Here is a 23,685-nt window from a genome sequence, read left to right on the forward strand (position 1 = left end):
AGCTTTTCTGGGCTGCAAGGTGATGCTTTTATTTTTTACTTTTCAGGTGTCTATATTATGAAAACGCGTCAACTTATTACGCTGACAGGGATCGTTGCATTCTCAGGCGGTGTTATTTTCCCCACTCAGGCAGAAGAACTCACAGAAACCTCACGCAATAGCGAAGATGAAATGGTGATCACCGCATCCGGGTTCTCGCAGCAAAAGCGCGAAGCGCCGGCCACCATTTCCGTTATCGATCGTAAAACGCTGGATATTCAGCCGGACCGTAGCATTGGTGAAGCGATTAAAAACCTTCCTGGCGTCTCGGTCACCAACAGCAGCGGTATGAACGCTGGCAGCATTATGATCCGCGGCATGGACCCGTCCTATACCGCGTTTATGGTCAACAGCGTCAAACAAAATACCGGTGAATCTCGCCCTTACGGACATGACATCGGTACTGAAGCCAACTTCTTACCGCCGATGGAGGCCATTGAGCGTATCGAAGTTATCCGCGGGCCCATGTCCTCGCTGTACGGCTCAGATGCCATCGGCGGTGTGGTCAACGTGATTACCAAAAAACCGTATGGCGCAAAAGAGTGGACGACGGCAATTGCCGCCAATACCTGGCTTCAGGAACACCAGTATTTGGGTAATACCAGCCAGATGAATCTGTTTACCATGGGGCCGATTGTGCCCGATGTTCTCGGCCTTAGCGTAGCGGCCGACTGGCTCGACCGTCGCGATGACGATCGCAATAACTATTTCGGTAAACACAACCGTAAATCCGTTGATATGACGCTGGGCCTGGCCGCTAGCGAAAATAACCTGTTCGACCTCAATGTGGTCACCGGTGAGCAGGAGAAAAACCGTACCCAGAAGCGCGGCGCGCCGTGGTCATGGCTGTTCGATCGTAACGCCGCCACCCTAACGCATACCGGCTGGTATGCCGACGACACCATTGCAACGACCAACTACATAAACTATGAAAAAGGCCGTTCGAAGTACGTTTATGACGGCCAGTCGCCGCAGTATGTGCAGATGGAGAACTACGTCGCTAATTCGCAAACCACCTTCACGCTCGACAACCATAAACTGACCGTTGGGGCGAATTTCACCCGCGAAGAGCTGAATGACCGCTTTGATGTGGCCAACAAAACGCTGCCCGGATCTGAGCCAGTGACAAAAATCAGCCGTAACGGTTGGGCATTGTTTGCTGAAGACGGCTGGAGCATTGACGACTTCATCCTGACCACATCAGCGCGTATGGACCAGGATGATAACTTTGGCACACATATTACGCCGAAAATGTACGGTAACTGGGCCTTCAGCAATGACTGGGCGCTGAAGGGCGGCGTTTCCGCAGGTTATAAAAAACCTGAGCTGCGTGCGACATCCAGCGACTTTGTCACCCCATACGGCTCGACCGTACCTTATCCCTTCCTGACCGTCGGTAACGACGATCTGAAACCAGAACAAAGCGTTAACTCTGAGCTGGGCCTCTACTGGACGGGGAATGCGCTGTCACTGGATAGCACCGTCTTCTATACGCAGTTCAAAGACAAAATTGCTGAACAAACCATTTGCGAAACTACATCGACGAATCAGTGCTCCGTGAATGGCTACAAGGCGGACTCCGTCAGTAAATACTTCAACGTCAGCAAAGCGGACGTGTACGGCATAGAACTGAATGCCGACTGGCAGATTAGCGCCGATATAAAAGCCAACGCTAACTACACCTGGAACCATAGCGAACAGAAAAGCGGCGTAAACAAAGGCTACGCGCTCAACGATTATCCGCGCCATATGGCGAACCTGTCGCTGAACTGGGCGGCAACGCAGAGTCTGGACGTATGGAGTACGGTGAATTACCGCAGCAGTAACCGCAACAGCGGCAATAACTATAAGTACGATGACTACACGATGGTCGACGTAGGCGTACGTTATAAGCTCAATAAGCACACGCAGCTGATGGCAGGGATCTACAACGTGCTGGATGAAGATCCGAAACTGACGACTGCATGGAATGAATCCGCGCAGGTGGAAGGACGCCGCTATAACCTCGGCGCGCGCGTGGAGTTTTAAGCCTTTAATAAACAACGCCACCCGAAGGCGGCGTTGTTTATTCTGGTAGACGATATATCAGTACTGGTCTCTGTCTAACCAGTTACCGCTTTCAATCAGCGTTAAGCCATCAACCGGACGTTGGTACACGTACATCCATGCACTTCCGTACGGCGTTTGAATTAACTGGCGTGCGTATTCACCGCCGCGGGTACGCAGAGCGTCAAGCTCTGCCAGCGTGGCGTTATCAATACGATAAACTTCCCCGTGTACTGTTCCATTTCCCGGAACCGCGCCTGGATAGTGGCCCAGGCTGTACAACTGGTAGTTATCGATACTGAAATTTCCCAGCAACAGGGCATTGGTCATCCAGTGGCTGTTGCCTTGTTTGGTTCGTAAACTGCCGTAGACAAATATTCGCATTGCTAAAACTCGAACTGATAGAGCAAATCAAGTGCCTGATCTACGCCAGACACTGCTTCCAGATATAGCTTAGGCATCAGACGATAACGTAGCGTGAGTGTCGCTAAGGAGTCAAATATACCCACACCATATTTCACCTGCAGACCTGGCAGTACGTATCCGCTGACAACCACCTGAGATGAGTCGCCCACCCCTTGCGTGTCCAGTGCCAGATTGCTTACGCCAAATGTCTCCCCGATTTTACCCACAACCTGACCACTTTGTGCAACCCCCAGACCAATAAGCATTGAAGTCATCGCTGCGCTATCGCTCTGTTCGCTATCCAGCCCTTGTCCACGTAGCAGGTAGGAAAGCGCCATTTGCTGCGACATTGCCGGGTCGGAGAAGATCTCCGCCTTCGGTTCATCGGCGGTACCGGTGACGCGAACGCCAGCGATCACGTCGTCTTCGGTGGCATCTGGGTTACGAATCGCTTCGATGTTGAGCAACGGCTGATCCGGCGGACCGGAGAACAACAGCTCGCCCTTACGCACAATCAGATCCTGACCATAGGCGTGGAAGCGACCGCTCGGGATATTAATTTGCCCGTTAAGTCCCAGACCTTGCTTATCCTGCACCACTTTCAGATCGCCCGTCAGACGCGCTTTCAGACCAAAGGCGTCAAGACGCACGTTGTTACCGACGTGGATATTCAGGTTGCTGTTGATCGGAATACCGGCGGTCTGCGGTTTCTCCGGCTGCAGATTGTTGTTAAGCATGACCATATCGCTGGAAACCCCAACCGCACTTTCCGGCAGGTCATGTACCACGATACGCGCCCACGGCACATCCACGTTGCCATCGAGAGTAAACAGGCTCGGCGTGGCTTCAAAGACCACGTCCGGCGATACGTCGAGGCGGACCATCGGCGGTACGGTAATACGCACCCTGCTGCCTTTAGCCGCAACACGCGCCCGCCAGTTGTCTATCTGACTCCAGTCGGCATCGCCGCTCAGGTTAATTTCTCCCTGCTGCGTACGCACCACGCCCGCCAGCGTTGAGCGTGTTCCATTGAAGTTAACGGCTAACTGGCTTGGCTGCATGTCAAACGGCATGAAGTTACCGTCAATATCCAGACCACTCAGTTGCAGCTGTCCGAGCAACTGCGGGCTTTGCACATCGCCGCCCAGCCGCAGGTTGGCGTTGATCATCCCTGCCGCTTTTTCACCGCGCGAGAAGATAGGGTTCACCATCGCCAGATTGAAGTTGCGAATATTGACGTTACCGCCCAGATTACGACGCCCTTGCGGGTCCGTTACCTGCACCTGTCCGTCAAACTGCCCGTTGTTGGTCAGACGAATTAGCCAGCCCAACTCGGCACGGTTATTGTGCAGGTCGGCGGTCAGATTCAGCGTTTCAAACGCCACGGGGAGCGGGGCATCATTCACGCTTTGCGTGACCTTCACGTTACGTCCGCTCAGGGTGACCTGCCCCTGTGGCAGCCCCTCTTTGGTGGTATCCCAGCTCACATCAGCTTTGCCAGTGAACACACCGCTGGCCTGGGTTGTCTCCGGCATAAACGGTTTTAGCATCGCCAGGTCGAAGCGGTTAAGATTCACCACCGCGCGACCTTCTGCACCGGCATCAATGGTTTGTGGTACGCACAGCTCCGCATTCGGGTTGTTCCAGCAGTGCGGCCCGATACTAATTTTCTGTTCTTGATTACGATAATCCAGCGCGATAGCCCGGTTGAGCGACCACGGACCGACCGGCGTCTGGAAGCGGGTATTGCTTAACTCCCCTTTCCAGCGCTGTTCTTTGCGATCAAAGCTCCCGGCAAGATCCAGTTGCCCTGAAACCGGCTCACCCTGAATGCGTAACTGCAGTTCATGCTGCTTTTCACTGCCTTTGGCGTTGAGCGTCACCAGACCAATATTCACGTCAGGTTGTACAATCCGCTCTACGCGAACGTTGAGATTACCGGCGATTTGCTCGGCCGATTTCACATCGCCTTCGACGCGCACCTGAGCAACGGAAAGTTCCTGCCAGCGCAGACCACGGGCGGTAATATCCGCCAGCAGCTGCGGCGCTTCAACCGTACCGCGAACTTTTACCAGCCCTTTCGCCGTACCGCCCAGCCCCGGCAGCGCGTTATCCAGGCTTGGGGCATCAATCGTCGCGTCGAGGTTGAGGTCTTTAACCCCCAGTTCGCCTTTTACGTCCGCACTGTTGCGTCCCAGCTCCAGATGAAGGCCCGGAATCGTCCACTGCAGGTAGCTGTTCCCCTTCAGCGAACCGTTCACATTGACCTTGTTCTGCTTCACGTTGCCGGTCAGCTTCAGCTCCGGAACCTCCATCTGCCAGCTTCCGCCGTACAGACTGCCGCGCGTTTTCACCAGGCCATTCAGTTTTGACGGCCAGTCCGGGATCGCTTTCGCGGTATTGATACCATCCAGCGTTAGCTCCCCGCGCCAGCTGATCGCCTGCTGCCAGTCCACCAGCGCTTTCAGCTCGGTTTTCCCTTCCAGCGCCGCAACGCTGAGTTTGTCGAGATTAATCTGCTGCTCGTTGCCTTTGGCGTCCAGCGTGATAGTAGCCGGAGGAATATCCTGACCTTTCACGGCGGTACGCATCGACAGCGTATAGTCGGTCATCTTGCCGGTCAGTTTGAGCTTGATGTCATCGGCCTGGAACTGTTTCTCACCGGTAAACGGCCAATAAACCTGCTTACTTACCACCTCAATGTTGAGCGGCAATCCGGCTTCTGCCAGGCGCGTCTGTGCACGCAGGTCCATATCTACCGGACCAGACAGATTGACGCCGACTTCCAGCTGTTCGCGCAGCGCACCGCCGACCTTCAGCTTCACCTTTTCGCCTTTTAACGGGTCGATGTTTAGCGTGCTGTTTAACGTAATATCAACCGGCCACGTGTCGGTCAGTTGCGCCGTGCCGCTGGCTTTTACCGTTCCCTGATTCGAGTCGATATCCAGCGCGTCGAGCTTCATGTTGCCGTCTATGCTGCTCACTTTCAGCAGCATACTATGTACTGTTAAATCCGTATCCCCGGTCACGCGCAACTGCTCGCCGCGAAACTCTTCAATATTGAGATTGAGCGGCAGATGGACATCGGTCATTTCCGGCAGTACCGGCTTTGAGAACAGATCTTTTAGCGTTTCCCCCAGCGGCTTTTCATCCGGCTGCGGGTTTTGAATCTTCGGTTCGACAACCTCTTCCTGTGCCACTTCCGCCACTTTAGGCAGAGCAATCAGCAGCCCCTGTAATGACGTTGGCTTCAGCGTCAGCGTTTTTTCCTGCCAGTTCAGGCCGGAGGTAAAATCCAGCACTGAAACCGTGGTGTCATCGATTTTGATATTGATGTTGTTCAGCGCCACGCGCGAAAGCGTGATGGGGTAAGGCGTGGAAAGATTAAGCGGACCGCTCTCTTCTTCCTCTACCGGCGCGGATGGCGGCATCTTTTTGCTGTCGATCGCCACGTTGATGTTTTTCAGCGCCAGATCGTTGACGCACAGGCTGCTGTCCCACAGACAGTTAAGCCCCACGGCCAAATGCACTTCACCAGCATTCACCGCCACGCCAGGCTGGTCGTAGCGAATATTTTTCAGTGATAGATCCCGCCAGCCGCCGGTGACCTGACCAATTTCCAGACCCGGAACCCAACGATTAGCGGCTTTGAAGATCAGATGCAGGCCCGAGGTGGTACCGACGAGGAACGCCACCGTGCCTAACAACAGCAGGATAAAAACCAGCACGCCGAGGCTTATCTTCTTCCATAAACTCATAATTCAGGCCCCAGACCGATGTAAAACTGTAAACCATGTTCATCTTTGTCGCCGACCGGGACGGCAAAGTCGAGCTTGATAGGTCCAACCGGCGATTGCCAGCGTACGCCGACCCCGGCACCGGTTTTGAAATCGCTTCGGCGAATATCGCTGACCGCTTCGCCGCTATCGACAAACATCGCTCCCCACCATTTACCGGTCACGTTGTACTGGTATTCCAGCGAGCCGGTTGCCAGCTTGGAGGCCCCTTTCAGCTTGCCGTCGCTGCCTTCCGGCGAAATAGATTTGTATTTGTAGCCGCGAATACTGCGATCGCCCCCGGCAAAGAAACGCAGGTCCGGCGGCACTTTGTCGAAGTCTCCGGTTTCAATCCAGCCGAGATTACCGCGCATCACAAAGCGATGCCTGTCGTACAGCGTGCGGATCCAGACGTTTTGCGCCTGGAAAACGGAGAAATCAACATCTGAACCCCAGGCCGTGTTCGAGTAATCAATAGAGTAACGCTGAGAGTCGCCCCAGACAGGCATCAGGCCGCCGCGTGAACGCGTCCGGCTGATCATCACGCCCGGATAGAGCAGCATAGTGGTGTTGGTGACGTTACCCTGGGTAAAGTGGTCGAGGCTCCAGCGCAGGTTAATCGCGCGCTGCCAGCCGCTGGAGAGGTCCCAGTAGCGGGAAACCGCAAGCGTTGTGGAATCCTGCTCGGTGTCGTTTAAATCGGTACGCTTAAAGCCGCCCTGTACCAGGTAATACTGTTCCAGCGGGTTCTTTAACAGCGGCATTTTATAGCTGAAATCAAGCACCTGCTCTGGCGCCGAGATACTGGCGCTGGTCGTCAGGCTGTGCCCGTAGGAGTTCATCCACGGCTTTTTCCACGAGGTCTTCACCCGTGGCCCGACGTCAGTTGAATAACCGACCCCGGTTTCGATGGTGTTTTCGGTTCGCGGTGAGACCACGCCTTTCAGGGGTAGCACCTTGGTTTTGCGGGCTTTATCAAACTCCGGTGCGACGACCACGGAATTAAACCATCCGGTCGCCGACAGACGACGGTTCAGTTCGCCCAGATCTTTCGACTCGTACTCTTCACCTTCTTTAAAGGGCACCAGATTTTGCAGATACTCATCGCGAATTTGCGAGCCTTCAAAGGTGACATGCCCAAAGCGATAGCGTTCGCCGCTGTTGTAATCGATATCCCAGAACGCCTGGCGGCGCTCAAGCGCTATCCCGAGCTGGCTTTTATTAAATTCACTGTCGAAATAACCTTTACGCAGCGCCACGCTGGTGAGTGACTTTTTGAAGTTGTCATAGTCCCCCTGATTCAGCACGGTGCCGATTGCCGGGCGCGTTTTCAGCAGATCCAGATAATCTTTATCCGTACGCGCGCCACCGCGCAAAATCACCTCAGTGCCACCAATCAGCACCGGCTCGCCGGGGGTCACTTTGGCAATCAGCACCTGGCGGCCTTTTGCCGGCGGTGGACGCAGTTCAAAATCAATGGTCGGCTCAAAGTAGCCCAGCGCTTTTAGCCCTTCGCGGATGGCATCATCAACGCGCGCACGAAAGCGTCGGTCTGGAGTGACTTCATCACTTTGAATCGTGGACAGCTGCGCACGGACGTTTTTCTCCAGCGGTCCTGATAATCCTTCGACCTGTAAGCGAACATTCGCGGCGGCGGCGGAGCCACTTAAGCACAGTAATCCCACCCAACATAACTGACGGATATGTGGCACATTTTCTCCTGAATATCCTTTTTTCCCACCCCTGGAAAAAAATACTATGCCGTTCCTCGGCTTAACAAAAAATCAACAATAAGAGTTGAAAAACAGACGACAACCCAAATATTTCTTATGTTTAACTCTAGACGTATTCACGCCGTTTATTGTGGGCAAAGACGCGTCTCGTTACAACCTTAACCCAAATGACTGATTTCGGGAGAACGGCCATGAGTTTATTTGATAGAAAGCATCTTGTTACTCAAGCAGATGCGCTACCTGGACGCAACACCCCGATGCCAGTGGCAACGCTGCATGCGGTTAACCAACATTCGATGACCAACGTGCCCGACGGTATGGAGATAGCTTATTTCGCCATGGGATGCTTCTGGGGCGTTGAACGTTTATTCTGGTCATTACCCGGGGTATACAGCACCGCAGCCGGGTACACCGGCGGCTACACCCCAAACCCAACCTATCGTGAAGTGTGTTCTGGCGATACCGGGCATGCCGAAGCGGTACGCATCGTCTATGACCCGCATGTTATCAGCTACGAACAACTGCTGCAGGTGTTCTGGGAAAATCACGACCCGGCTCAAGGCATGCGTCAGGGGAACGACCAGGGCACGCAGTATCGCTCCGCCATTTACCCGTTAACGCCGGAACAAACCGCCGCCGCACAGGCCAGCCTTGAACGTTTTCAGGCAGCAATGACCGCCGCAGGCGACGAGCGCACCATTACCACGGAAATCACTACGGCAACCCCGTTCTATTATGCCGAGGACGATCACCAGCAGTATCTGCACAAAAATCCTTACGGATATTGTGGCATTGGTGGTATTGGTGTTTGCCTGCCCCCACAAGGATAATTTCCCCCTCTGGCGACTTTACAGTACCTTACGCTATACTAGCTTCTGAATTTACCGGCTCACTTCCACGAGCCGGTTTTCAATGAATATTCCATTGGATTTATACTCTAAGGATTTCGAGTTGCAGGCAGGCGGCAAACTCGTGAATCCCCAGGAGCATAGAGAACTATGTGACTGGGGTGAATGAGTGCAGCTAACGCACCTGCAGCTTGAAAGACGACGAGTATCAACTTCTCCCTTCCGAGGATCTGACCCGAACGGTCGGATAAGATATGTTAAACAGTATTTTAGTCATTCTCTGCCTGATCGCCGTGAGTGCGTTTTTCTCGATATCTGAGATCTCGCTTGCTGCATCACGCAAAATAAAACTTAAACTGCTTGCCGATGAAGGCAACGTAAACGCACAACGTGTTTTGAAGATGCAGGAAAACCCCGGCATGTTTTTTACCGTCGTGCAAATTGGCCTTAACGCGGTCGCCATTCTCGGCGGTATCGTCGGTGATGCAGCATTCTCTCCGGCGTTTTACAGCCTTTTCTCGAAGTACTTCGCTCCAGAGCTGTCCGAACAGTTAAGCTTTATTCTGTCGTTCTCGCTGGTTACTGGCCTGTTCATCCTGTTCGCGGATTTAACCCCGAAACGCATCGGTATGATTGCGCCAGAAGCTGTGGCTTTGCGTATCATCAACCCGATGCGCTTCTGCCTGCTGGTCTTCCGCCCGCTGGTGTGGTTCTTTAACGGTCTGGCAAACAACATTTTCCGTCTGTTTAAGATCCCAATGGTGCGTAAAGACGACATCACCTCGGACGACATTTACGCCGTGGTCGAAGCGGGTGCGCTGGCGGGTGTTCTGCGCAAGCAGGAGCATGAGCTGATTGAAAATGTATTCGAACTGGAATCCCGTACCGTCCCGTCTTCAATGACCTCGCGCGAGAATATTATCTGGTTCGATCTCCATGAAGATGAGCAAAGCCTGAAGAACAAGGTGGCGGAACATCCGCACTCCAAATTCCTGGTGTGTAACGAAGATATCGACCACATCATTGGTTATGTTGATTCAAAGGATCTCCTCAACCGCGTACTGGCGAACCAAAGCATGGCGCTGAACAGCGGCGTACAGATCCGCAATACGCTGATCGTCCCGGACACGCTGACGCTCTCTGAAGCGCTGGAAAGCTTCAAAACCGCAGGCGAAGACTTTGCCGTCATCATGAACGAGTACGCGCTGGTGGTGGGGATTATCACGCTCAACGACGTTATGACGACGCTGATGGGCGATCTGGTAGGTCAGGGTCTGGAAGAGCAGATTGTGGCACGTGATGAAAACTCATGGTTAGTCGACGGCGGTACACCGATTGATGACGTAATGCGCGTGCTGGATATCGACGAGTTCCCGCAGTCCGGCAACTATGAAACCATCGGCGGCTTTATGATGTTCATGCTGCGTAAAATCCCGAAACGCACCGACTCGGTGAAGTATTCAGGTTACAAATTTGAAGTGGTGGATATCGATAACTACAAGATCGATCAGCTGCTGGTGACGCGTCTGGACAGTAAACCTACCGTTCTGGTACCAAAACTGCCAGATGCAAAAGAAGAGGCAAAGGCGTCTTAACGCCTTACAGAAACATCAACGGCTCCCATCAGGAGCCGTTTTTTTAACTACTGCATAGCACTTTGATCAAGCCATCTCAGTTTGCAGACGCAAGACCTGACGGTTAACTTCGGACATCACGGAAAAATGCAGTTTGTCCTTCACTTTTGGGATAAGAATCTTACCCTTATCAAATTCAAAAGCGCCTACATCCTTGATATATAACCGTCCACGAAACAGGATCTTCACGTACTTCGCCACCTGCAGCGGGTTGTATCGTTGGAAAATTTTCATTGTTGTCTCCTGCTGAGCATTACGCCTTTGCGGTACCACAATCGGTCCGACAATCCTCAGGCGCAAATTTTAATGCCCTATGACTATAGACTATCTCGTTGATGTTTCCAGCGTGTATAAGTTTATTTACCTTCAAGTTACAATTATTCAGAATTATCTTTTCAACGCTTCGCTGTCTTCAGTATAAGCCTTCATTTTTCGCAGGATTTGTGCGCCCGTCCGCAAACTGGCATCGCGCTTGCGGGAAAAAGCATCATTCGCACATATGATTAAATTCCAGACCCAAGTGGTCGGATCACCTGCAAAATAAAAGAAAGAAGGAAAACCTATGACCTTACGAAATCTGCTGGCGCTGTCGTGCCTGCTACTGCCGATGATTGCCTCCGCACATAAGTTTGAGACTGACCAGCGCGTACCGCCGGTGGGGATCGCCGATCGCGGCGAACTGATTCTCGATAACGATAAGTTTAGCTACAAAAGCTGGAATAGCGCGCAGTTGCCAGGCAAAGTGCGAATTGTGCAACACATTGCCGGACGCACCTCCGCCAAAGAGAAAAATGCGACGCTGATCGAGGCAATCAAAGCCGCCAACCTGCCGCACGACAAATACCAGACCACTACTATTGTCAACACGGATGACGCCATTCCCGGCTCCGGTATGTTTGTGCGCAGCAGTCTGGAGAGCAATAAGAAGCTCTACCCGTGGTCGCAATTCATTGTCGACAGCAATGGCATTGCGCGTAAAGCCTGGCAACTGGATGAAGAGAGTTCCGCTATCGTCGTACTCGACAAGGACGGACGCGTGCAGTGGGCAAAAGATGGCGCATTAACGCAGGAAGAGGTGCAGCAGGTAATTGCCCTGCTGCACAAATTACTCAGTAAATAGAGACGCGGAAGCCGGGGTTGAGGAACGATTCACGTGGGGTGTAATCCAGAGGTTTCCCCTGCCAGTCGTGAACGTGCGCTCCGGCTGCGGCTGCAACGGCATGGCCAGCGGCGGTGTCCCACACGTTGGTTGGCCCAAAACGCGGATACAGCTGTGCATGCCCTTCCGCCACCAGGCAGAACTTCAGCGATGAGCCAATCGACGTGGTCTGGTGCTCACCCAACTGTTGCAGATACTCTTTTAACTCATTGTCGGCATGCGAGCGGCTAATGACCACCAGCGGCGGACGCGCGTCACGAACCTGAATTTGTTTGCGTACCCCGCACTCTTCTTTCCACGCTTTACCTTCTGCTGCGCTGTACATCACTTTCATTACCGGCGCGTAAACCACGCCCAGAACCGGCTTTCCTTTCTCGATCAGCGCAATATTGACGGTAAATTCACCGTTACGCTTAATGAACTCTTTGGTCCCGTCCAGCGGGTCCACCAGCCAGTAGCGCTGCCAATGCTGGCGAACATCCCAGCCAGGAGGCGCCTCTTCAGACAGAACCGGAATATCCGGCGTCAGCGCCAGTAATCCTTCGAGGATCACCGTATGTGCGGCGATATCTGCCGCCGTGACCGGAGAATCATCCTGCTTGCTGGTAATCTCCATCGGTTTGATTCCATCGTAGACCTGCATAATGGCATCGCCCGCGTTCCGTGCAAGCTGGCATACATGTTCTAGCATTCTCCACCTCGTTTCTGTCAGTGGTGTTAACTCGTTGTTTTACTTATACCCGATCGTCAGGGGATCCGCCAACTGTGATAGCGTCTGCGGTTTTAAACGCTATATTCATGTCATGATTCACAGTTCTGTAAGCAAGAAGATTTATATACATTTTCTTTTGTGGCTTAGATCTTAAAAGGATGCCCCTGATGATTAAGTTTAGTGCAACGCTTCTGGCAACGCTGATTGCAGCCAGCGTCAATGCCGCGACCGTCGATCTGCGTATAATGGAAACCACTGATTTGCATAGCAATATGATGGATTTCGATTATTACAAAGATACACCGACTGAAAAATTCGGTCTGGTACGTACGGCAAGTCTGATCAACGCTGCGCGTGGTGAAGTCAAAAACAGCGTGCTGGTTGATAATGGCGATCTGATTCAGGGCAGCCCGCTCGGGGATTACATGGCGGCCAAGGGGCTGAAAGCGGGCGAAACTCACCCGGTATATAAGGCGCTGAATACCCTGGATTACGCGGTGGGTAACCTCGGCAACCATGAATTCAACTACGGTCTGGAGTATCTGCACAACGCGCTAGCCGGAGCGAAGTTCCCTTACGTTAACGCCAATATCATCGACGTGAAGACCAAAAAGCCGCTGTTTACGCCTTACTTGATCAAAGACACTGAAGTGGTCGACAAGGAAGGGAACAAGCAGACGCTGAAGATTGGCTATATCGGCTTTGTTCCACCGCAGATTATGACCTGGGATAAAGCCAACCTCAGCGGCAAAGTCACGGTGAACGACATTACGGAAACTGCACGCAAATACGTTCCGGAAATGAGAGAAAAAGGCGCCGATGTCGTGGTGGTGGTTGCTCACTCCGGGCTTTCTGCCGACCCATATCAAACGATGGCGGAAAACTCCGTTTATTACCTCAGCGAAGTACCGGGCGTGGATGCCATTATGTTTGGTCACGCTCACGCCGTCTTCCCGGGTAAAGACTTTGCCAATATTAAAGGCGCAGATATCACAAAAGGTACGCTGAATGGGGTTCCTGCGGTGATGCCGGGTATGTGGGGCGATCACCTGGGCGTGGTGGATTTAGTGTTGAATAACGACAGCGGTAAATGGCAGGTCACTCAGGCGAAAGCCGAGGCGCGCCCGATCTATGACGCCGCAGCCAAAAAATCACTGGCAGCAGAAGACAAAAAAATCGTTGAGATCCTGAAAGCCGATCACGACGCCACGCGTGAGTTTGTCAGCAAACCGATCGGTAAATCCGCCGACAACATGTACAGCTATCTGGCGCTGGTACAGGATGACCCGACCGTACAGGTGGTGAACAACGCGCAGAAAGCCTATGTGGAACACTTTATTCAGGGCGATCCGGATCTGGCAAAACTGCCGGTACTTTCCGCCGCCGCGCCGTTTAAGGTCGGTGGACGCAAGAACGATCCGGCAAGCTTCGTAGAAGTCGAAAAAGGCCAGTTAACCTTCCGTAACGCCGCTGATTTGTATCTTTATCCCAACACCCTGGTGGTAGTGAAAGCCAGTGGCAAAGAGGTGAAAGAGTGGCTGGAATGTTCCGCCGGGCAGTTCAATCAGATTGATATCCACAGCAGCAAACCACAGTCGTTGATTAACTGGGATGGCTTCCGTACCTATAACTTCGACGTGATTGACGGCGTGAATTATCAGATTGATGTTTCACAACCTGCTCGCTACGACGGTGAATGTCAGACCATTAACCCGAAAGCGGAACGTATTAAAAATCTGACCTTTAACGGCAAACCAATCGATCCGAATGCCACCTTCCTCGTCGCGACCAACAACTACCGCGCCTACGGCGGTAAGTTTGCCGGAACCGGCGACAGCCACATCGCGTTTGCTTCTCCGGATGAAAACCGCTCGGTGCTGGCGGCCTGGATTGGTGCTGAGACGAAGCGTGCCGGTGAAATTCACCCGGCGGCAGATAACAACTGGCGTCTGGCGCCAATTCATAGCGATACACCACTGGATATTCGCTTTGAAACATCACCGTCTGATAAAGCCGCGGCATTTATTAAAGAGAAAGGCCAGTATCCGCTGAAGAAAGTCGCGACCGATGACATCGGTTTCGCTATTTATCAGCTGGATTTAAGTAAGTAATTTTCGTGCCGGATGCGGCGCAATAGCGTCTTATCCGGCCTACAAAACTACGCAGCCCGTTCGTCCCGCTGCGCTAAAACCTGCGGCAAATTCAGTTCTATCCAGTCTGCCAGCGCGGCGACTTTATCGCTCACCTGCTCACCCAACGGCGTCAGGCTATACTCCACGTGCGGCGGCACCACCGGATACGACACCCGATTGATAAACCCGTCATGCTCTAACGCTTGCAAGGATTGCGCCAGCATCTTTTCACTGACCCCGCCCATCTTACGGCGCAAATCGCTGAAACGGTGCGTACCGTCGCGCAGCGCCACCAGAATCAACACGCCCCAGCGGCTGGTGACGTGTTTTAACACCTCACGGGAGGGACACTGTTCGGCAAACAAGTTGCCATCGCGTAACTGCTGAGAGAGCGTCGAAGCTGTCATTTTCATACTAACCTTTTTGTGCGTACTTACTAAAAGTAAGTTTAGGTGTTAGCGTGATTAAACACAAGACCAATACCAAGGAGTCACTCCATGATCGCAATTACCGGCGCCACCGGCCTGCTGGGCCAACACGTTATTGAATCTCTGCTGAAAACCGTTCCTGCCAGCCAGATTGTGGCAATTGTGCGTAATCCCGCTAAAGCGACGGCGCTTAGCCAGCAGGGCATTACCGTTCGTCAGGCGGATTACAGCGATGAAGCCGCCTTTACAACTGCCTTACAGGGTATCGACAAGCTACTGCTAATCTCCTCCAGCGAAGTGGGACAACGCGCCCCGCAGCATCGTAACGTGATCAACGCAGCGAAAGCCGCGCACGTGAAATTCATCGCCTACACCAGCCTGCTGCACGCCGACACCTCCCCGCTGGGGCTGGCTGATGAGCATGTGGCAACCGAGAAGATGCTGGCTGAATCCGGTATCGCCTACGCGCTGCTGCGTAACGGCTGGTACACCGAAAACTATCTCGCCAGCGCACCGGCTGCACTGGAACACGGCGTGTTTATCGGGGCTGCAGGTGAAGGCAAAATTGCCTCAGCGACCCGCGCCGACTATGCCGCTGCCGCCGCGCGCGTCATCAGTGAAGACGGTCACGCCGGTAAAACTTATGAACTGGCGGGCGACGCAGGCTGGACCCTGAGCCAGTTGGCTGCCGAGCTGGCAAAACAGAGTGGTAAAAAAGTGGTGTATCAGAACCTGAGCGAAGCAGATTTTGCCGCCGCGCTAAAAGGTGTAGGCCTGCCTGCCGGGCTGGCGGACATGCTGGCTGACTCAGACACTGGCGCCTCCAAAGGTGGTCTGTTCGACGACAGCCATACGCTGAGCAAACTGATTGGTCGCCCGACCACCTCGTTGGCTGACAGCGTCAAAGGCATCGTGTAAGTGTTAAAAATTAGTTAATTGTGGTGGCATCCCCGCGCATCCTCTCTGATAATGACAGGATGATGCGTGGGGAGAGAAAACGTGCAAGGTGTACCTGAGCAGTTTATTGATGAGAAAGACAGCGCCCGCTTTCGCCATCTGGCGCAGGTGCCGGGCGTTGAGCTGTATCATGCACACATCTCGCGTTACGCTTTCGAGCCGCACACCCATGAAGCGTTTGGCATTGGCGCGATAGAAGCCGGAGCCGAACGTTTTCGCTATCGCGGCACGCAGTATGTTGCCCCCGCCCATTCCGTCGTCACCATGAATCCCGATGAGCTGCATACCGGCGAAGCCGAAACCGCCGACGGCTGGCGCTATCGGATGATTTATCTTGAACCCGACCTTCTGGAAGAGGTCACCGGGATCCGCCACTGGTGGTTTCATGACGTAACGCGTCACGATCCGCTGCGCTCGCGCCAGATCTGCTCGCTGATCCACGGCCTGTGGAACACTGAAGATCCGCTGGCGCAAAAAGGCCTTCTACTCGATCTGATCGACACGTTCCAGCCGCTGGCCCGCCATGCGCCAGTATTAACGGAGGGGGCGCATCGCTTTGAACGGGTACGTGAGTATCTGCACGATAATTATATGCATCCGGTCACGCTCGACGAGCTGGCGCGGGTTGCATCGCTGAGTCCCTGGCATTTTCAGCGCCAGTTTAAGTCTCATTTCCACGTCACGCCGCACCAGATGCTGATGGCGATCCGGTTGTGGCGAGCCAAAGGTTTTCTCACTTACGGTATGCCCGCCGCAGAGGTCGCCGCCGCAACCGGCCTCACCGACCAGTCGCATCTCACCCGCGCGTTTACCCATCGCTACGGCATTACGCCGGTGCGTTATCAGAAACAAGTCGTCCGGCGTTGATCAGCAATCTCATACAATACGGCAGCATTTTTCCTGCCTACACTCGACGTATTGTTAAACGATGTGGATGTCCAAAATGATTAGCGGTGTGTTGTATGCCCTGTTGGCCGGGCTGATGTGGGGATTAATTTTTGTTGGACCGCTGATCGTACCGGAATACCCGGCGGTATTGCAGTCGATGGGGCGTTATCTGGCGCTGGGGCTGATCGCATTGCCGATTGCCTGGCTGGGACGTGCGCGCCTGCGTCAACTCGTGCGGAAAGACTGGGTAACTGCGCTGACGCTAACAATGATGGGGAATCTGATTTATTACGTTTGCCTGGCAAGCGCCATCCAGCGCACCGGCGCACCGGTCTCCACGATGATTATTGGTACATTGCCGGTGGTGATCCCGGTCTTCGCTAACCTACTCTACAGCCAGCGTGACGGCAAATTATCATGGTGGCGTCTGTCGCCTGCGCTGGTATTGATTGGTATAGGACTGCTGTGCGTGAATATCTCGGAGCTGAATCAGGGGTTACCAGACTTTAGTGGCTGGCGTTATGGTTCCGGCATCGCGCTGGCGCTTGTCTCGGTGGTGTGTTGGGCATGGTATGCGCTGCGTAATGCCCGCTGGCTGCGCGAGAATCCGGATAAGCACCCGATGATGTGGGCGACGGCCCAGGCTCTGGTAACGTTGCCCGTTTCTCTGCTCGGTTACATTGCCGCCTGCCTGTGGCTGAACGGGCAAACACCGGACTTCGCTCTACCCTTCGGTCCGCGTCCGGGCGTGTTTATCGGTCTGATGATAGCCATTGCGGTATTGTGTTCGTGGGTTGGCGCACTGTGCTGGAACGTCGCCAGCCAAAAATTGCCGACGGTGATCCTCGGCCCGTTGATTGTCTTCGAAACGCTGGCTGGCCTGTTGTACACCTTTATTCTGCGCGAGGAATTTCCACCTCTGCTGACGGTTAGCGGTATTGCGCTGCTGATGGTTGGGGTGGTGATAGCCGTCAGAGCCAAGCCGCAGAAACTGAGCGTCGTGGTAGTTTCACAATCATAATATGCCGGATGGCGCTGCTTATCCGGCCTACAAGGACTGTACGATCTCATGTAGGCCGGATAAGGCGTTTACGCCGCCATCCGGCGCGACACCTTAAACACCGCTACCGTCTGGTTCAACCGTGCGGCCTGCTCTTCAAGCGCTGCAGCGGCGGAAGCGGACTCTTCTACCAGCGAGGCGTTTTGCTGCGTGACGCGATCCATTTCGGCAACCGCCTGGCCTACCTGATCGATACCCCGACTTTGTTCATCAGAAGCTGAGGCAATCTCCCCCATGATGTCGGTCACGCGGGTCACGGCGCTAACTATTTCCGCCATCGTTTCACCCGCTTCATGCACCAGCGCCGTACCGGCATTGACCCGATTCCCTGAGTCATCTATCAGCGCTTTGATCTCCTTCGCCGCCTGAGCGCTACGCTGCGCCAGCGTCCGAACCTCGCCTGCGACCACGGCAAATCCGCGCCCCTGCTCGCCCGCACGCGCCGCTTCCACCGCCGCGTTTAGCGCAAGGATATTGGTCTGGAAGGCAATACCGTCGATAACATTGGTAATTTGCGCGATTTTGCTGGAACTGGTGGCGATTTCATCCATCGTACGCACCACACCATCAACCACGGTTCCGCCTTTTTGCGCCGTCTGTGAAGCATTTTTTGCCAGACTGGTCGCCTGACGCGCGTTATCTGCGTTCTGTCTCACGGTTGCGGTAAGTTGTTCCATGCTGGCTGCGGTCTCTTCCAGAGAGGCGGCCTGCTGCTCGGTACGTGAAGAGAGATCGTTACTGCCTGCGGCGATTTCACCCGCACCGGTATAGATGGTATCGGCCCCGTCACGCACCACGCTGACCGTATTCGCCAGCGCCTGCTGCATGTCACGGACGTTACTTGCCAGCAGCGCCATTTCATTGCTGCCATCGGCGCTGATGGGGTGCGTCAGGTCACCGGCGGCAATGTGGCGAATATGTCCCATCACCTCGTGGAGCGGCTTGAGCAGCACTCGCTGCATCGCCAGCCAACTGGCGATAATCACGGTGACGACAATCAGCATCACCACGGACAGCAGCCAGATTATCTTCTGGTAATCACTCTCATTGTCCTGCACTCCGGCAGCGGCCAGCGCCGTTTGCGCGCTACGCCATTCCCGATAAACTTCCTGCATGGCCGTTTGCTTTTGCTCGGCATTCTGCTTGAACATCTCTTCCAGCTTTCCTTCAGCCAGCAGCGCGTTCATTTTTGCCAGCGTCGCAGAATAGATGCCGTACTGCTCTTCCAGTCGATCGGCCAGATGCTCATCCAGCCCCGGCGTTTCCGGAAGAGCGTAGTATTTATCGTAATGCTCTTTCGATTCGGCCAACAGGCGATTTGCCGTGTTCACCAGCTCCTGCAACTGACCACCGTTAATCTCGCTGGCCATCGTTCCCTGTAAACGCAGCATACCCCGGTTGAGCGTGACGCGAGCCTGGTTCAGGCTAATCCACGCATCGGTAAACTCGGCCACGTTCTGGCTGGAAAGTTGAGACACGTTAAAGTTCTGCTTATCGTTATTGAGTGCGCCAATAAAGACGCCCGCGGAGATGAGCTGCATTGCGCCCAGCGCGAGTAACACGGTGATAAGTAAGGTTATCACTTTGATTCGTTTGAACATCTGTAGCCTTTTATTATGCAGGTATTGTCTGAGGTCTAACTATCGGCAGCGGCGTGCGCTTATTTAATCCTGTCGTGCGGCTTTTTTCGCCGTACTTCTCCTTTCCAATAAGATTCAGCATCTTAACGAGATAAGAAATTTTCGTGACGCCCATCACAAAACACCCCACCCCGAAAGGGTTATATCCTTCGCCATAAGTTGTATTTAAAATACATCTTATATTATTGAGAATGAGGTAACGGCAATGTCTTATCGCGATCAACCTTTAGGTGAACTGGCGCTCTCTATTCCTCGCGCTTCGGCCCTGTTTCGTAAATACGATATGGATTACTGCTGCGGCGGTAAGCAAACGCTGGCACGCGCTGCCGCGCGTAAAGAGCTGGATTTAGACGTTATTGAGGCGCAGCTCGCGCAGCTGGCTGAACAGCCGCTGGAGAAAGACTGGCGTACCGTGGCTCTGGCTGAAATCATCGACCATATCATCGTGCGTTATCACGACAGACACCGCGAACAGCTGCCGGAGCTGATCCTGCAGGCCACTAAAGTTGAACGCGTTCACGCAGACAAACCGAACGTACCGCGCGGTCTGGCGAAAAACCTGACCATGCTGCATGAAGAGCTGTCCAGCCACATGATGAAAGAAGAACAGATCCTGTTCCCGATGATCAAACAGGGCATGGGTAGCCAGGCGATGGGGCCAATCAGCGTGATGGAAAGCGAACATGACGATGCGGGTGAACTGGTGGAAGTGATCAAACACATCACCCATAACGTAACGCCGCCACCAGAAGCCTGCACTACCTGGAAAGCCATGTATAACGGCATTAACGAGATGATCGACGACCTGATGGAACACATCAGCCTGGAAAACAATGTGTTGTTCCCGCGTGCCCTCGCAGGTGAATAAAAAAGCCCGGTGGCGCTAGCGCTTACCGGGCCTACAACGACCTCGAACGTAGGCCTGATAAGGCGAAGCCGCATCAGGCAATCCCGCCAGCATAGTGCCGGATGCGGCTTCGCCTTATCCGGCCTACATCTCACGTCTTAGCGATTAACGCACGCCTGCCATACGTTTCTTACCGATAAACAACCAGCCCAGACCCAGCGCGATGAACCACAGCGGCGTGACGATCAGCGCCTGACGGGTATCATCTTCCAGCGTCAGCAGTACCAGTACGAAGACGAAAAACGCCATACATACCCAGCACATCAGCTTGCCTAACGGCATCTTGTAGATTGATTTTTCATGCAGGTGAGGACGCTGCTTGCGGTACACCAGGTACGAGCAAAGAATGATGGTCCAGACGAACATGAACAGAATCGCCGATACAGTGGTGATCATGGTGAAGGCGCCAATCACGCTCGGGTTCACGTACAGCATCACCACGCCGCCCAGCAGACAGATACAGGAGAAGGTTAAACCCTTCGCCGGAACTGCGCGTTTAGACAGCTTGGCAAACGCTTTAGGCGCAACGCCTTCCTGCGCCAGACCGAACAGCATACGGCTGGTAGAGAACACGCCGCTGTTTGCAGAAGAGGCAGCTGAAGTCAGCACCACAAAGTTGATCAGGCTCGCCGCAGCAGGCAGACCAACCAACACAAACAGTTCAACGAATGGGCTCTTGGTTGGCACTACCGAGCTCCACGGCGTAACGGACATAATCACGATCAGCGCGAACACGTAGAACATGATGATACGGATTGGAATCGAGTTAATGGCGCGCGGCAGAGATTTCTCCGGATCCTTGGTTTCCGCTGCGGTCGTACCCACCAGCTCAATACCCACAAACGCAAACACGGCTATCTGGAAGCCGGCAAAGAAGCCACTCAGACCTTTCGGGAACCAGCCACCGTCATTCCACAAGTGCGTGAACGATGCCTGAACGCCGGTTGGCGACTGGAAGTGCGTCAGCACCATCACCAGACCGACGACAATCAGGCCGATGATGGCAACGATTTTGATCATCGCAAACCAGAACTCCATCTCACCGAACATTTTTACGGTGGCGAGGTTGAGGCTCAGCAGCAGCACAATCACCGCCAGCGAGGCGACCCAGTCTGACAATTCGGGGAACCAGAATTGCGCATACGCGGTAATCGCGACCACGTCTGCCATCCCGGTAACAACCCAGCAGAACCAGTAGGTCCAGCCGGTAAAATACCCGGCCCATGGCCCGAGCAGGTCAGAGGCAAAATCACTAAACGATTTGTACTCCAGATTCGAGAGCAGCAATTCACCCATTGCGCGCATCACGAAAAACAGCATAAAACCGATGATCATATACACAAAGATGATCGACGGTCCGGCGAGACTGATGGTTTTACCGGAGCCCATAAACAGGCCAGTACCGATAGCGCCACCAATAGCAATAAGTTGAATATGACGGTTTGTGAGATTGCGCCGTAGCGACTGTTCAGACGACGCCTCTTCAGCGGTGTCGACTTTTACCTGATCTACCATGTTTTTTCTTCCTGTACCTGTCTGTGTTGTTCAGGCTCTACGGCCTTTAATGTGTCTATGATACGACGATCCTGTTATCAGGACTCATCGATATTAGGTAAGAATTGGCGGGATGAATACTAAGATTTAGATATAATGTTAATTTAATGTTTAAAGTGAGTGTCATATCACTCTGATAGCGCGAATCAGCTCACAAAAATACACGCTGTTGGGGCATTTGCAAGATAAAATATCGACAACGACGTAACTATAGCTTTTCACGCTATTTTTTTGCTCCCCCCGGCTTCGGGGGGAGCAGAAGTCACTGCTTACAGGATCTCAAGCAGCTCAACTTCGAACACCAGCGTGCTGAACGGAGGAATGGACGCGCCAGCGCCACGCTCGCCGTAAGCCAGTTCCTGAGGAATAGTCAGTTCCCATTTGGAACCTACCGGCATCAGGGTCAGCGCTTCAATCCAGCCTGGGATTACGCCGTTAACCGGGAATTCAGCCGGTTCGCCACGTGCGACAGAGCTGTCAAACACGGTACCGTCGATCAGCTTACCGGTGTAGTGCACGCGAACGCGGTCAGTACGTGCCGGAATAGCACCTTCACCCTGGGTCAGAACACGGAACTGCAAACCAGATTCAGTGCTGTTCACACCTTCTTTCTCACGGTTTTCTTCCAGATATTTGACGCCATCAGCCGCCATAGCCTGGAAACGCTCGCGACGAACTGCATCAGCACGTTCGTGGATTTCACGCAGTGCGCGATGCACAACATCAACCGGCACTGCCGGGTGCTTACCTTCCAGCGCGTCAGCGATACCCGCTACCAGCGCTTCAGGCAACAGTCCTTCCAGTCCGGATTCGCTCAGCTGTTGTCCTACCTGCAAACCAATGCCGTAGCTTGCTTGCGCTTCGATAGTGTCAAAAGTCGGGTTAGCCATCATATTTCCTTTCATCGGATGTAAAGTAGCGGGCAGCATATCAGCCATGCCGCATCCGGTAAAACTTTGTCTCGGGAACAGATGACAAATCGCGAGGAAACATAAACAATAGGAATATCCCGCGTTGACGTCACGAAAGCGGGTAATATGACGAACATCATAGCGTTAGCCATCTATACTCTATGATCGAGGAACGAGACGCGGAGCAGGAGGAAAGCCATGCCCGGGCGCTTTGAATTAAAACCAACCCTGGCGAAAATCTGGCATGCACCGGACAATTTTCGCATTATGGACCCGCTACCGCCTATGCACCGCCGCGGCATTATTATTGCTGCTATTGTGTTGGTGATAGGTTTCCTGCTCCCTTCCAGTGACACCAGCGATACCCCTGTGGTGACGCGTACTGCCCAGCTGGATTTACAGTCACAGTCGCAGCCACCGACCGAGGCTCAGCTGCAGGCACAGCTTGTCCCGCCGCAAAATGATCCCGGCCAGGTCGCTCCGGTTGCGCCAGAGCCAATCCAGGAAGGCGAACCTGATGCGCAGCCTCAGGTCCAGCAATCTCAGCCGCAGACACAACCTTTCCAACAGGATAGCGGAATTGACCAGCAGTGGCGCTCCTACCGCGTAGACTCAGGTAAAACGCTGGCGCAGGTATTCCGTGACCATAACCTCCCGCCAACCGATGTGTATGCGATGGCACAGGTTGAAGGCGCCGGAAAACCACTGAGCAATCTGAAAGACGGTCAGATGATACAGATCAGGCAGAATGCCAATGGCGTGGTGACGGGATTAACCATTGATACCGGGAATGGTCAGCAGGTACTGTTTACCCGCCAGCCTAACGGTAGTTTTATCCGCGCCCGTTAAGCACTGT

The 23,685-nt window shown here is 53.7% G+C and carries 19 protein-coding genes; 10 read left to right on the plus strand and 9 right to left on the minus strand.

Annotation, left to right across the window (positions count from 1 at the left end):
- Positions 1-57: 57 nt before the first annotated feature.
- The gene (locus OGY08_RS14875; protein WP_125363008.1) at positions 58-2,067 is read left to right on the plus strand and encodes a TonB-dependent receptor domain-containing protein; all 2,010 of its coding nucleotides are present in this window, start codon (positions 58-60) and stop codon (positions 2,065-2,067) included.
- Positions 2,068-2,124: 57 nt separating this feature from the next.
- Here OGY08_RS14875 and OGY08_RS14880 read toward each other — a convergent pair whose 3' ends face one another.
- The 3 genes from OGY08_RS14880 to tamA are packed head-to-tail and all read right to left on the minus strand — an operon-like array spanning position 2,125 to position 7,978.
- Complete coding sequence (locus OGY08_RS14880) at positions 2,125-2,469, minus strand: gamma-glutamylcyclotransferase family protein (protein WP_003025723.1); 345 nt, start codon at positions 2,467-2,469, stop codon at positions 2,125-2,127.
- 2 nt (positions 2,470-2,471) lie between these two features.
- Positions 2,472-6,248 carry an autotransporter assembly complex protein TamB gene (tamB, locus tag OGY08_RS14885; protein WP_079934466.1) on the minus strand — a complete coding sequence of 1,259 codons (3,777 nt, stop codon included), beginning with the start codon at positions 6,246-6,248 and terminating at the stop codon, positions 2,472-2,474.
- Positions 6,245-7,978 (minus strand): autotransporter assembly complex protein TamA, encoded by a 1,734-nt coding sequence (tamA, locus tag OGY08_RS14890; protein ID WP_003025718.1) that lies wholly within the window; start codon positions 7,976-7,978, stop codon positions 6,245-6,247. Before tamA ends, tamB begins: the two co-directional genes overlap by 4 nt.
- A gap of 212 nt (positions 7,979-8,190) precedes the next feature.
- Between tamA and msrA the strand changes: the two genes are divergently transcribed.
- Together msrA and paeA are read left to right on the plus strand one after the other, a co-directional pair.
- Positions 8,191-8,829 carry a peptide-methionine (S)-S-oxide reductase MsrA gene (gene msrA, locus OGY08_RS14895; protein WP_003830412.1) on the plus strand — a complete coding sequence of 213 codons (639 nt, stop codon included), beginning with the start codon at positions 8,191-8,193 and terminating at the stop codon, positions 8,827-8,829.
- A gap of 272 nt (positions 8,830-9,101) precedes the next feature.
- The gene (paeA, locus tag OGY08_RS14900; RefSeq protein ID WP_003025713.1) at positions 9,102-10,442 is read left to right on the plus strand and encodes a polyamine export protein PaeA; all 1,341 of its coding nucleotides are present in this window, start codon (positions 9,102-9,104) and stop codon (positions 10,440-10,442) included.
- A 66-nt stretch (positions 10,443-10,508) separates the two neighbouring features.
- On the opposite strand, the gene OGY08_RS14905 is transcribed toward paeA, so the two are convergent.
- Entirely contained in the window at positions 10,509-10,715 is a 207-nt protein-coding gene (locus tag OGY08_RS14905) for a DUF1107 domain-containing protein (protein WP_003025710.1), read from the minus strand.
- A gap of 328 nt (positions 10,716-11,043) precedes the next feature.
- Here OGY08_RS14905 and OGY08_RS14910 point away from each other — a divergent pair, with 328 nt between their 5' ends.
- Positions 11,044-11,601 carry a YtfJ family protein gene (locus tag OGY08_RS14910; protein WP_008786027.1) on the plus strand — a complete coding sequence of 186 codons (558 nt, stop codon included), beginning with the start codon at positions 11,044-11,046 and terminating at the stop codon, positions 11,599-11,601.
- Here the strand turns inward: OGY08_RS14910 and cysQ are convergent.
- Positions 11,591-12,331, minus strand: coding sequence for a 3'(2'),5'-bisphosphate nucleotidase CysQ (cysQ, locus tag OGY08_RS14915; protein WP_008786026.1), 741 nt, complete (start codon positions 12,329-12,331; stop codon positions 11,591-11,593). The two genes, OGY08_RS14910 and cysQ, sit on opposite strands and share 11 nt — an antisense overlap.
- A gap of 188 nt (positions 12,332-12,519) precedes the next feature.
- Here cysQ and cpdB point away from each other — a divergent pair, with 188 nt between their 5' ends.
- The gene (gene cpdB / locus OGY08_RS14920) at positions 12,520-14,463 is read left to right on the plus strand and encodes a 2',3'-cyclic-nucleotide 2'-phosphodiesterase (protein WP_103285846.1); all 1,944 of its coding nucleotides are present in this window, start codon (positions 12,520-12,522) and stop codon (positions 14,461-14,463) included.
- A 47-nt stretch (positions 14,464-14,510) separates the two neighbouring features.
- On the opposite strand, the gene OGY08_RS14925 is transcribed toward cpdB, so the two are convergent.
- Positions 14,511-14,891, minus strand: coding sequence for a winged helix-turn-helix transcriptional regulator (locus OGY08_RS14925; protein ID WP_032934267.1), 381 nt, complete (start codon positions 14,889-14,891; stop codon positions 14,511-14,513).
- Positions 14,892-14,981: 90 nt separating this feature from the next.
- Here OGY08_RS14925 and OGY08_RS14930 point away from each other — a divergent pair, with 90 nt between their 5' ends.
- The 3 genes from OGY08_RS14930 (at position 14,982) to OGY08_RS14940 (ending at position 17,778) form a co-directional block, all read left to right on the plus strand.
- Positions 14,982-15,830 carry an SDR family oxidoreductase gene (locus OGY08_RS14930; RefSeq protein WP_219013496.1) on the plus strand — a complete coding sequence of 283 codons (849 nt, stop codon included), beginning with the start codon at positions 14,982-14,984 and terminating at the stop codon, positions 15,828-15,830.
- A gap of 81 nt (positions 15,831-15,911) precedes the next feature.
- The gene (locus tag OGY08_RS14935; RefSeq protein ID WP_020996259.1) at positions 15,912-16,736 is read left to right on the plus strand and encodes an AraC family transcriptional regulator; all 825 of its coding nucleotides are present in this window, start codon (positions 15,912-15,914) and stop codon (positions 16,734-16,736) included.
- 76 nt (positions 16,737-16,812) lie between these two features.
- Positions 16,813-17,778, plus strand: a complete 966-nt coding sequence (locus OGY08_RS14940) for a DMT family transporter (RefSeq protein WP_125363035.1) — start codon at positions 16,813-16,815, stop codon at positions 17,776-17,778.
- Between the two features lie 68 nt (positions 17,779-17,846).
- Here the strand turns inward: OGY08_RS14940 and OGY08_RS14945 are convergent, their stop codons facing one another.
- Entirely contained in the window at positions 17,847-19,418 is a 1,572-nt protein-coding gene (locus OGY08_RS14945; RefSeq protein ID WP_125363006.1) for a methyl-accepting chemotaxis protein, read from the minus strand.
- A gap of 244 nt (positions 19,419-19,662) precedes the next feature.
- Here OGY08_RS14945 and ytfE point away from each other — a divergent pair, with 244 nt between their 5' ends.
- Positions 19,663-20,325 carry an iron-sulfur cluster repair protein YtfE gene (gene ytfE / locus OGY08_RS14950; RefSeq protein WP_003025690.1) on the plus strand — a complete coding sequence of 221 codons (663 nt, stop codon included), beginning with the start codon at positions 19,663-19,665 and terminating at the stop codon, positions 20,323-20,325.
- Between the two features lie 144 nt (positions 20,326-20,469).
- Here ytfE and cycA read toward each other — a convergent pair whose 3' ends face one another.
- Together cycA and bamJ are read right to left on the minus strand one after the other, a co-directional pair.
- Entirely contained in the window at positions 20,470-21,879 is a 1,410-nt protein-coding gene (gene cycA / locus OGY08_RS14955; RefSeq protein ID WP_008786019.1) for a D-serine/D-alanine/glycine transporter, read from the minus strand.
- Between the two features lie 308 nt (positions 21,880-22,187).
- A complete protein-coding gene (bamJ, locus tag OGY08_RS14960) occupies positions 22,188-22,808 on the minus strand; it encodes a BamJ family beta-barrel-assembly machinery protein (RefSeq protein WP_185757621.1) in 621 nt (206 codons plus the stop codon).
- A gap of 219 nt (positions 22,809-23,027) precedes the next feature.
- Here bamJ and OGY08_RS14965 point away from each other — a divergent pair, with 219 nt between their 5' ends.
- Entirely contained in the window at positions 23,028-23,678 is a 651-nt protein-coding gene (locus OGY08_RS14965; protein ID WP_032942177.1) for a LysM-like peptidoglycan-binding domain-containing protein, read from the plus strand.
- Positions 23,679-23,685: the final 7 nt, after the last annotated feature.

It is taken from the genome of Citrobacter sp. Cpo069, assembly GCF_030332785.1.
GTDB lineage: Bacteria > Pseudomonadota > Gammaproteobacteria > Enterobacterales > Enterobacteriaceae > Citrobacter > Citrobacter portucalensis.

Coding starts and splice junctions, on each gene's coding strand:
- OGY08_RS14875 (WP_125363008.1), top strand. CDS start 58: ATGAAAACGCGTCAACTTATTACGCTGACAGGGATCGTTGCATTCTCA.
- OGY08_RS14880 (WP_003025723.1), bottom strand. CDS start 2,469: ATGCGAATATTTGTCTACGGCAGTTTACGAACCAAACAAGGCAACAGC.
- tamB (WP_079934466.1), bottom strand. CDS start 6,248: ATGAGTTTATGGAAGAAGATAAGCCTCGGCGTGCTGGTTTTTATCCTG.
- msrA (WP_003830412.1), top strand. CDS start 8,191: ATGAGTTTATTTGATAGAAAGCATCTTGTTACTCAAGCAGATGCGCTA.
- paeA (WP_003025713.1), top strand. CDS start 9,102: ATGTTAAACAGTATTTTAGTCATTCTCTGCCTGATCGCCGTGAGTGCG.
- OGY08_RS14905 (WP_003025710.1), bottom strand. CDS start 10,715: ATGAAAATTTTCCAACGATACAACCCGCTGCAGGTGGCGAAGTACGTG.
- OGY08_RS14910 (WP_008786027.1), top strand. CDS start 11,044: ATGACCTTACGAAATCTGCTGGCGCTGTCGTGCCTGCTACTGCCGATG.
- cysQ (WP_008786026.1), bottom strand. CDS start 12,331: ATGCTAGAACATGTATGCCAGCTTGCACGGAACGCGGGCGATGCCATT.
- cpdB (WP_103285846.1), top strand. CDS start 12,520: ATGATTAAGTTTAGTGCAACGCTTCTGGCAACGCTGATTGCAGCCAGC.
- OGY08_RS14925 (WP_032934267.1), bottom strand. CDS start 14,891: ATGACAGCTTCGACGCTCTCTCAGCAGTTACGCGATGGCAACTTGTTT.
- OGY08_RS14930 (WP_219013496.1), top strand. CDS start 14,982: ATGATCGCAATTACCGGCGCCACCGGCCTGCTGGGCCAACACGTTATT.
- OGY08_RS14940 (WP_125363035.1), top strand. CDS start 16,813: ATGATTAGCGGTGTGTTGTATGCCCTGTTGGCCGGGCTGATGTGGGGA.
- OGY08_RS14945 (WP_125363006.1), bottom strand. CDS start 19,418: ATGTTCAAACGAATCAAAGTGATAACCTTACTTATCACCGTGTTACTC.
- ytfE (WP_003025690.1), top strand. CDS start 19,663: ATGTCTTATCGCGATCAACCTTTAGGTGAACTGGCGCTCTCTATTCCT.
- cycA (WP_008786019.1), bottom strand. CDS start 21,879: ATGGTAGATCAGGTAAAAGTCGACACCGCTGAAGAGGCGTCGTCTGAA.
- bamJ (WP_185757621.1), bottom strand. CDS start 22,808: ATGGCTAACCCGACTTTTGACACTATCGAAGCGCAAGCAAGCTACGGC.
- OGY08_RS14965 (WP_032942177.1), top strand. CDS start 23,028: ATGCCCGGGCGCTTTGAATTAAAACCAACCCTGGCGAAAATCTGGCAT.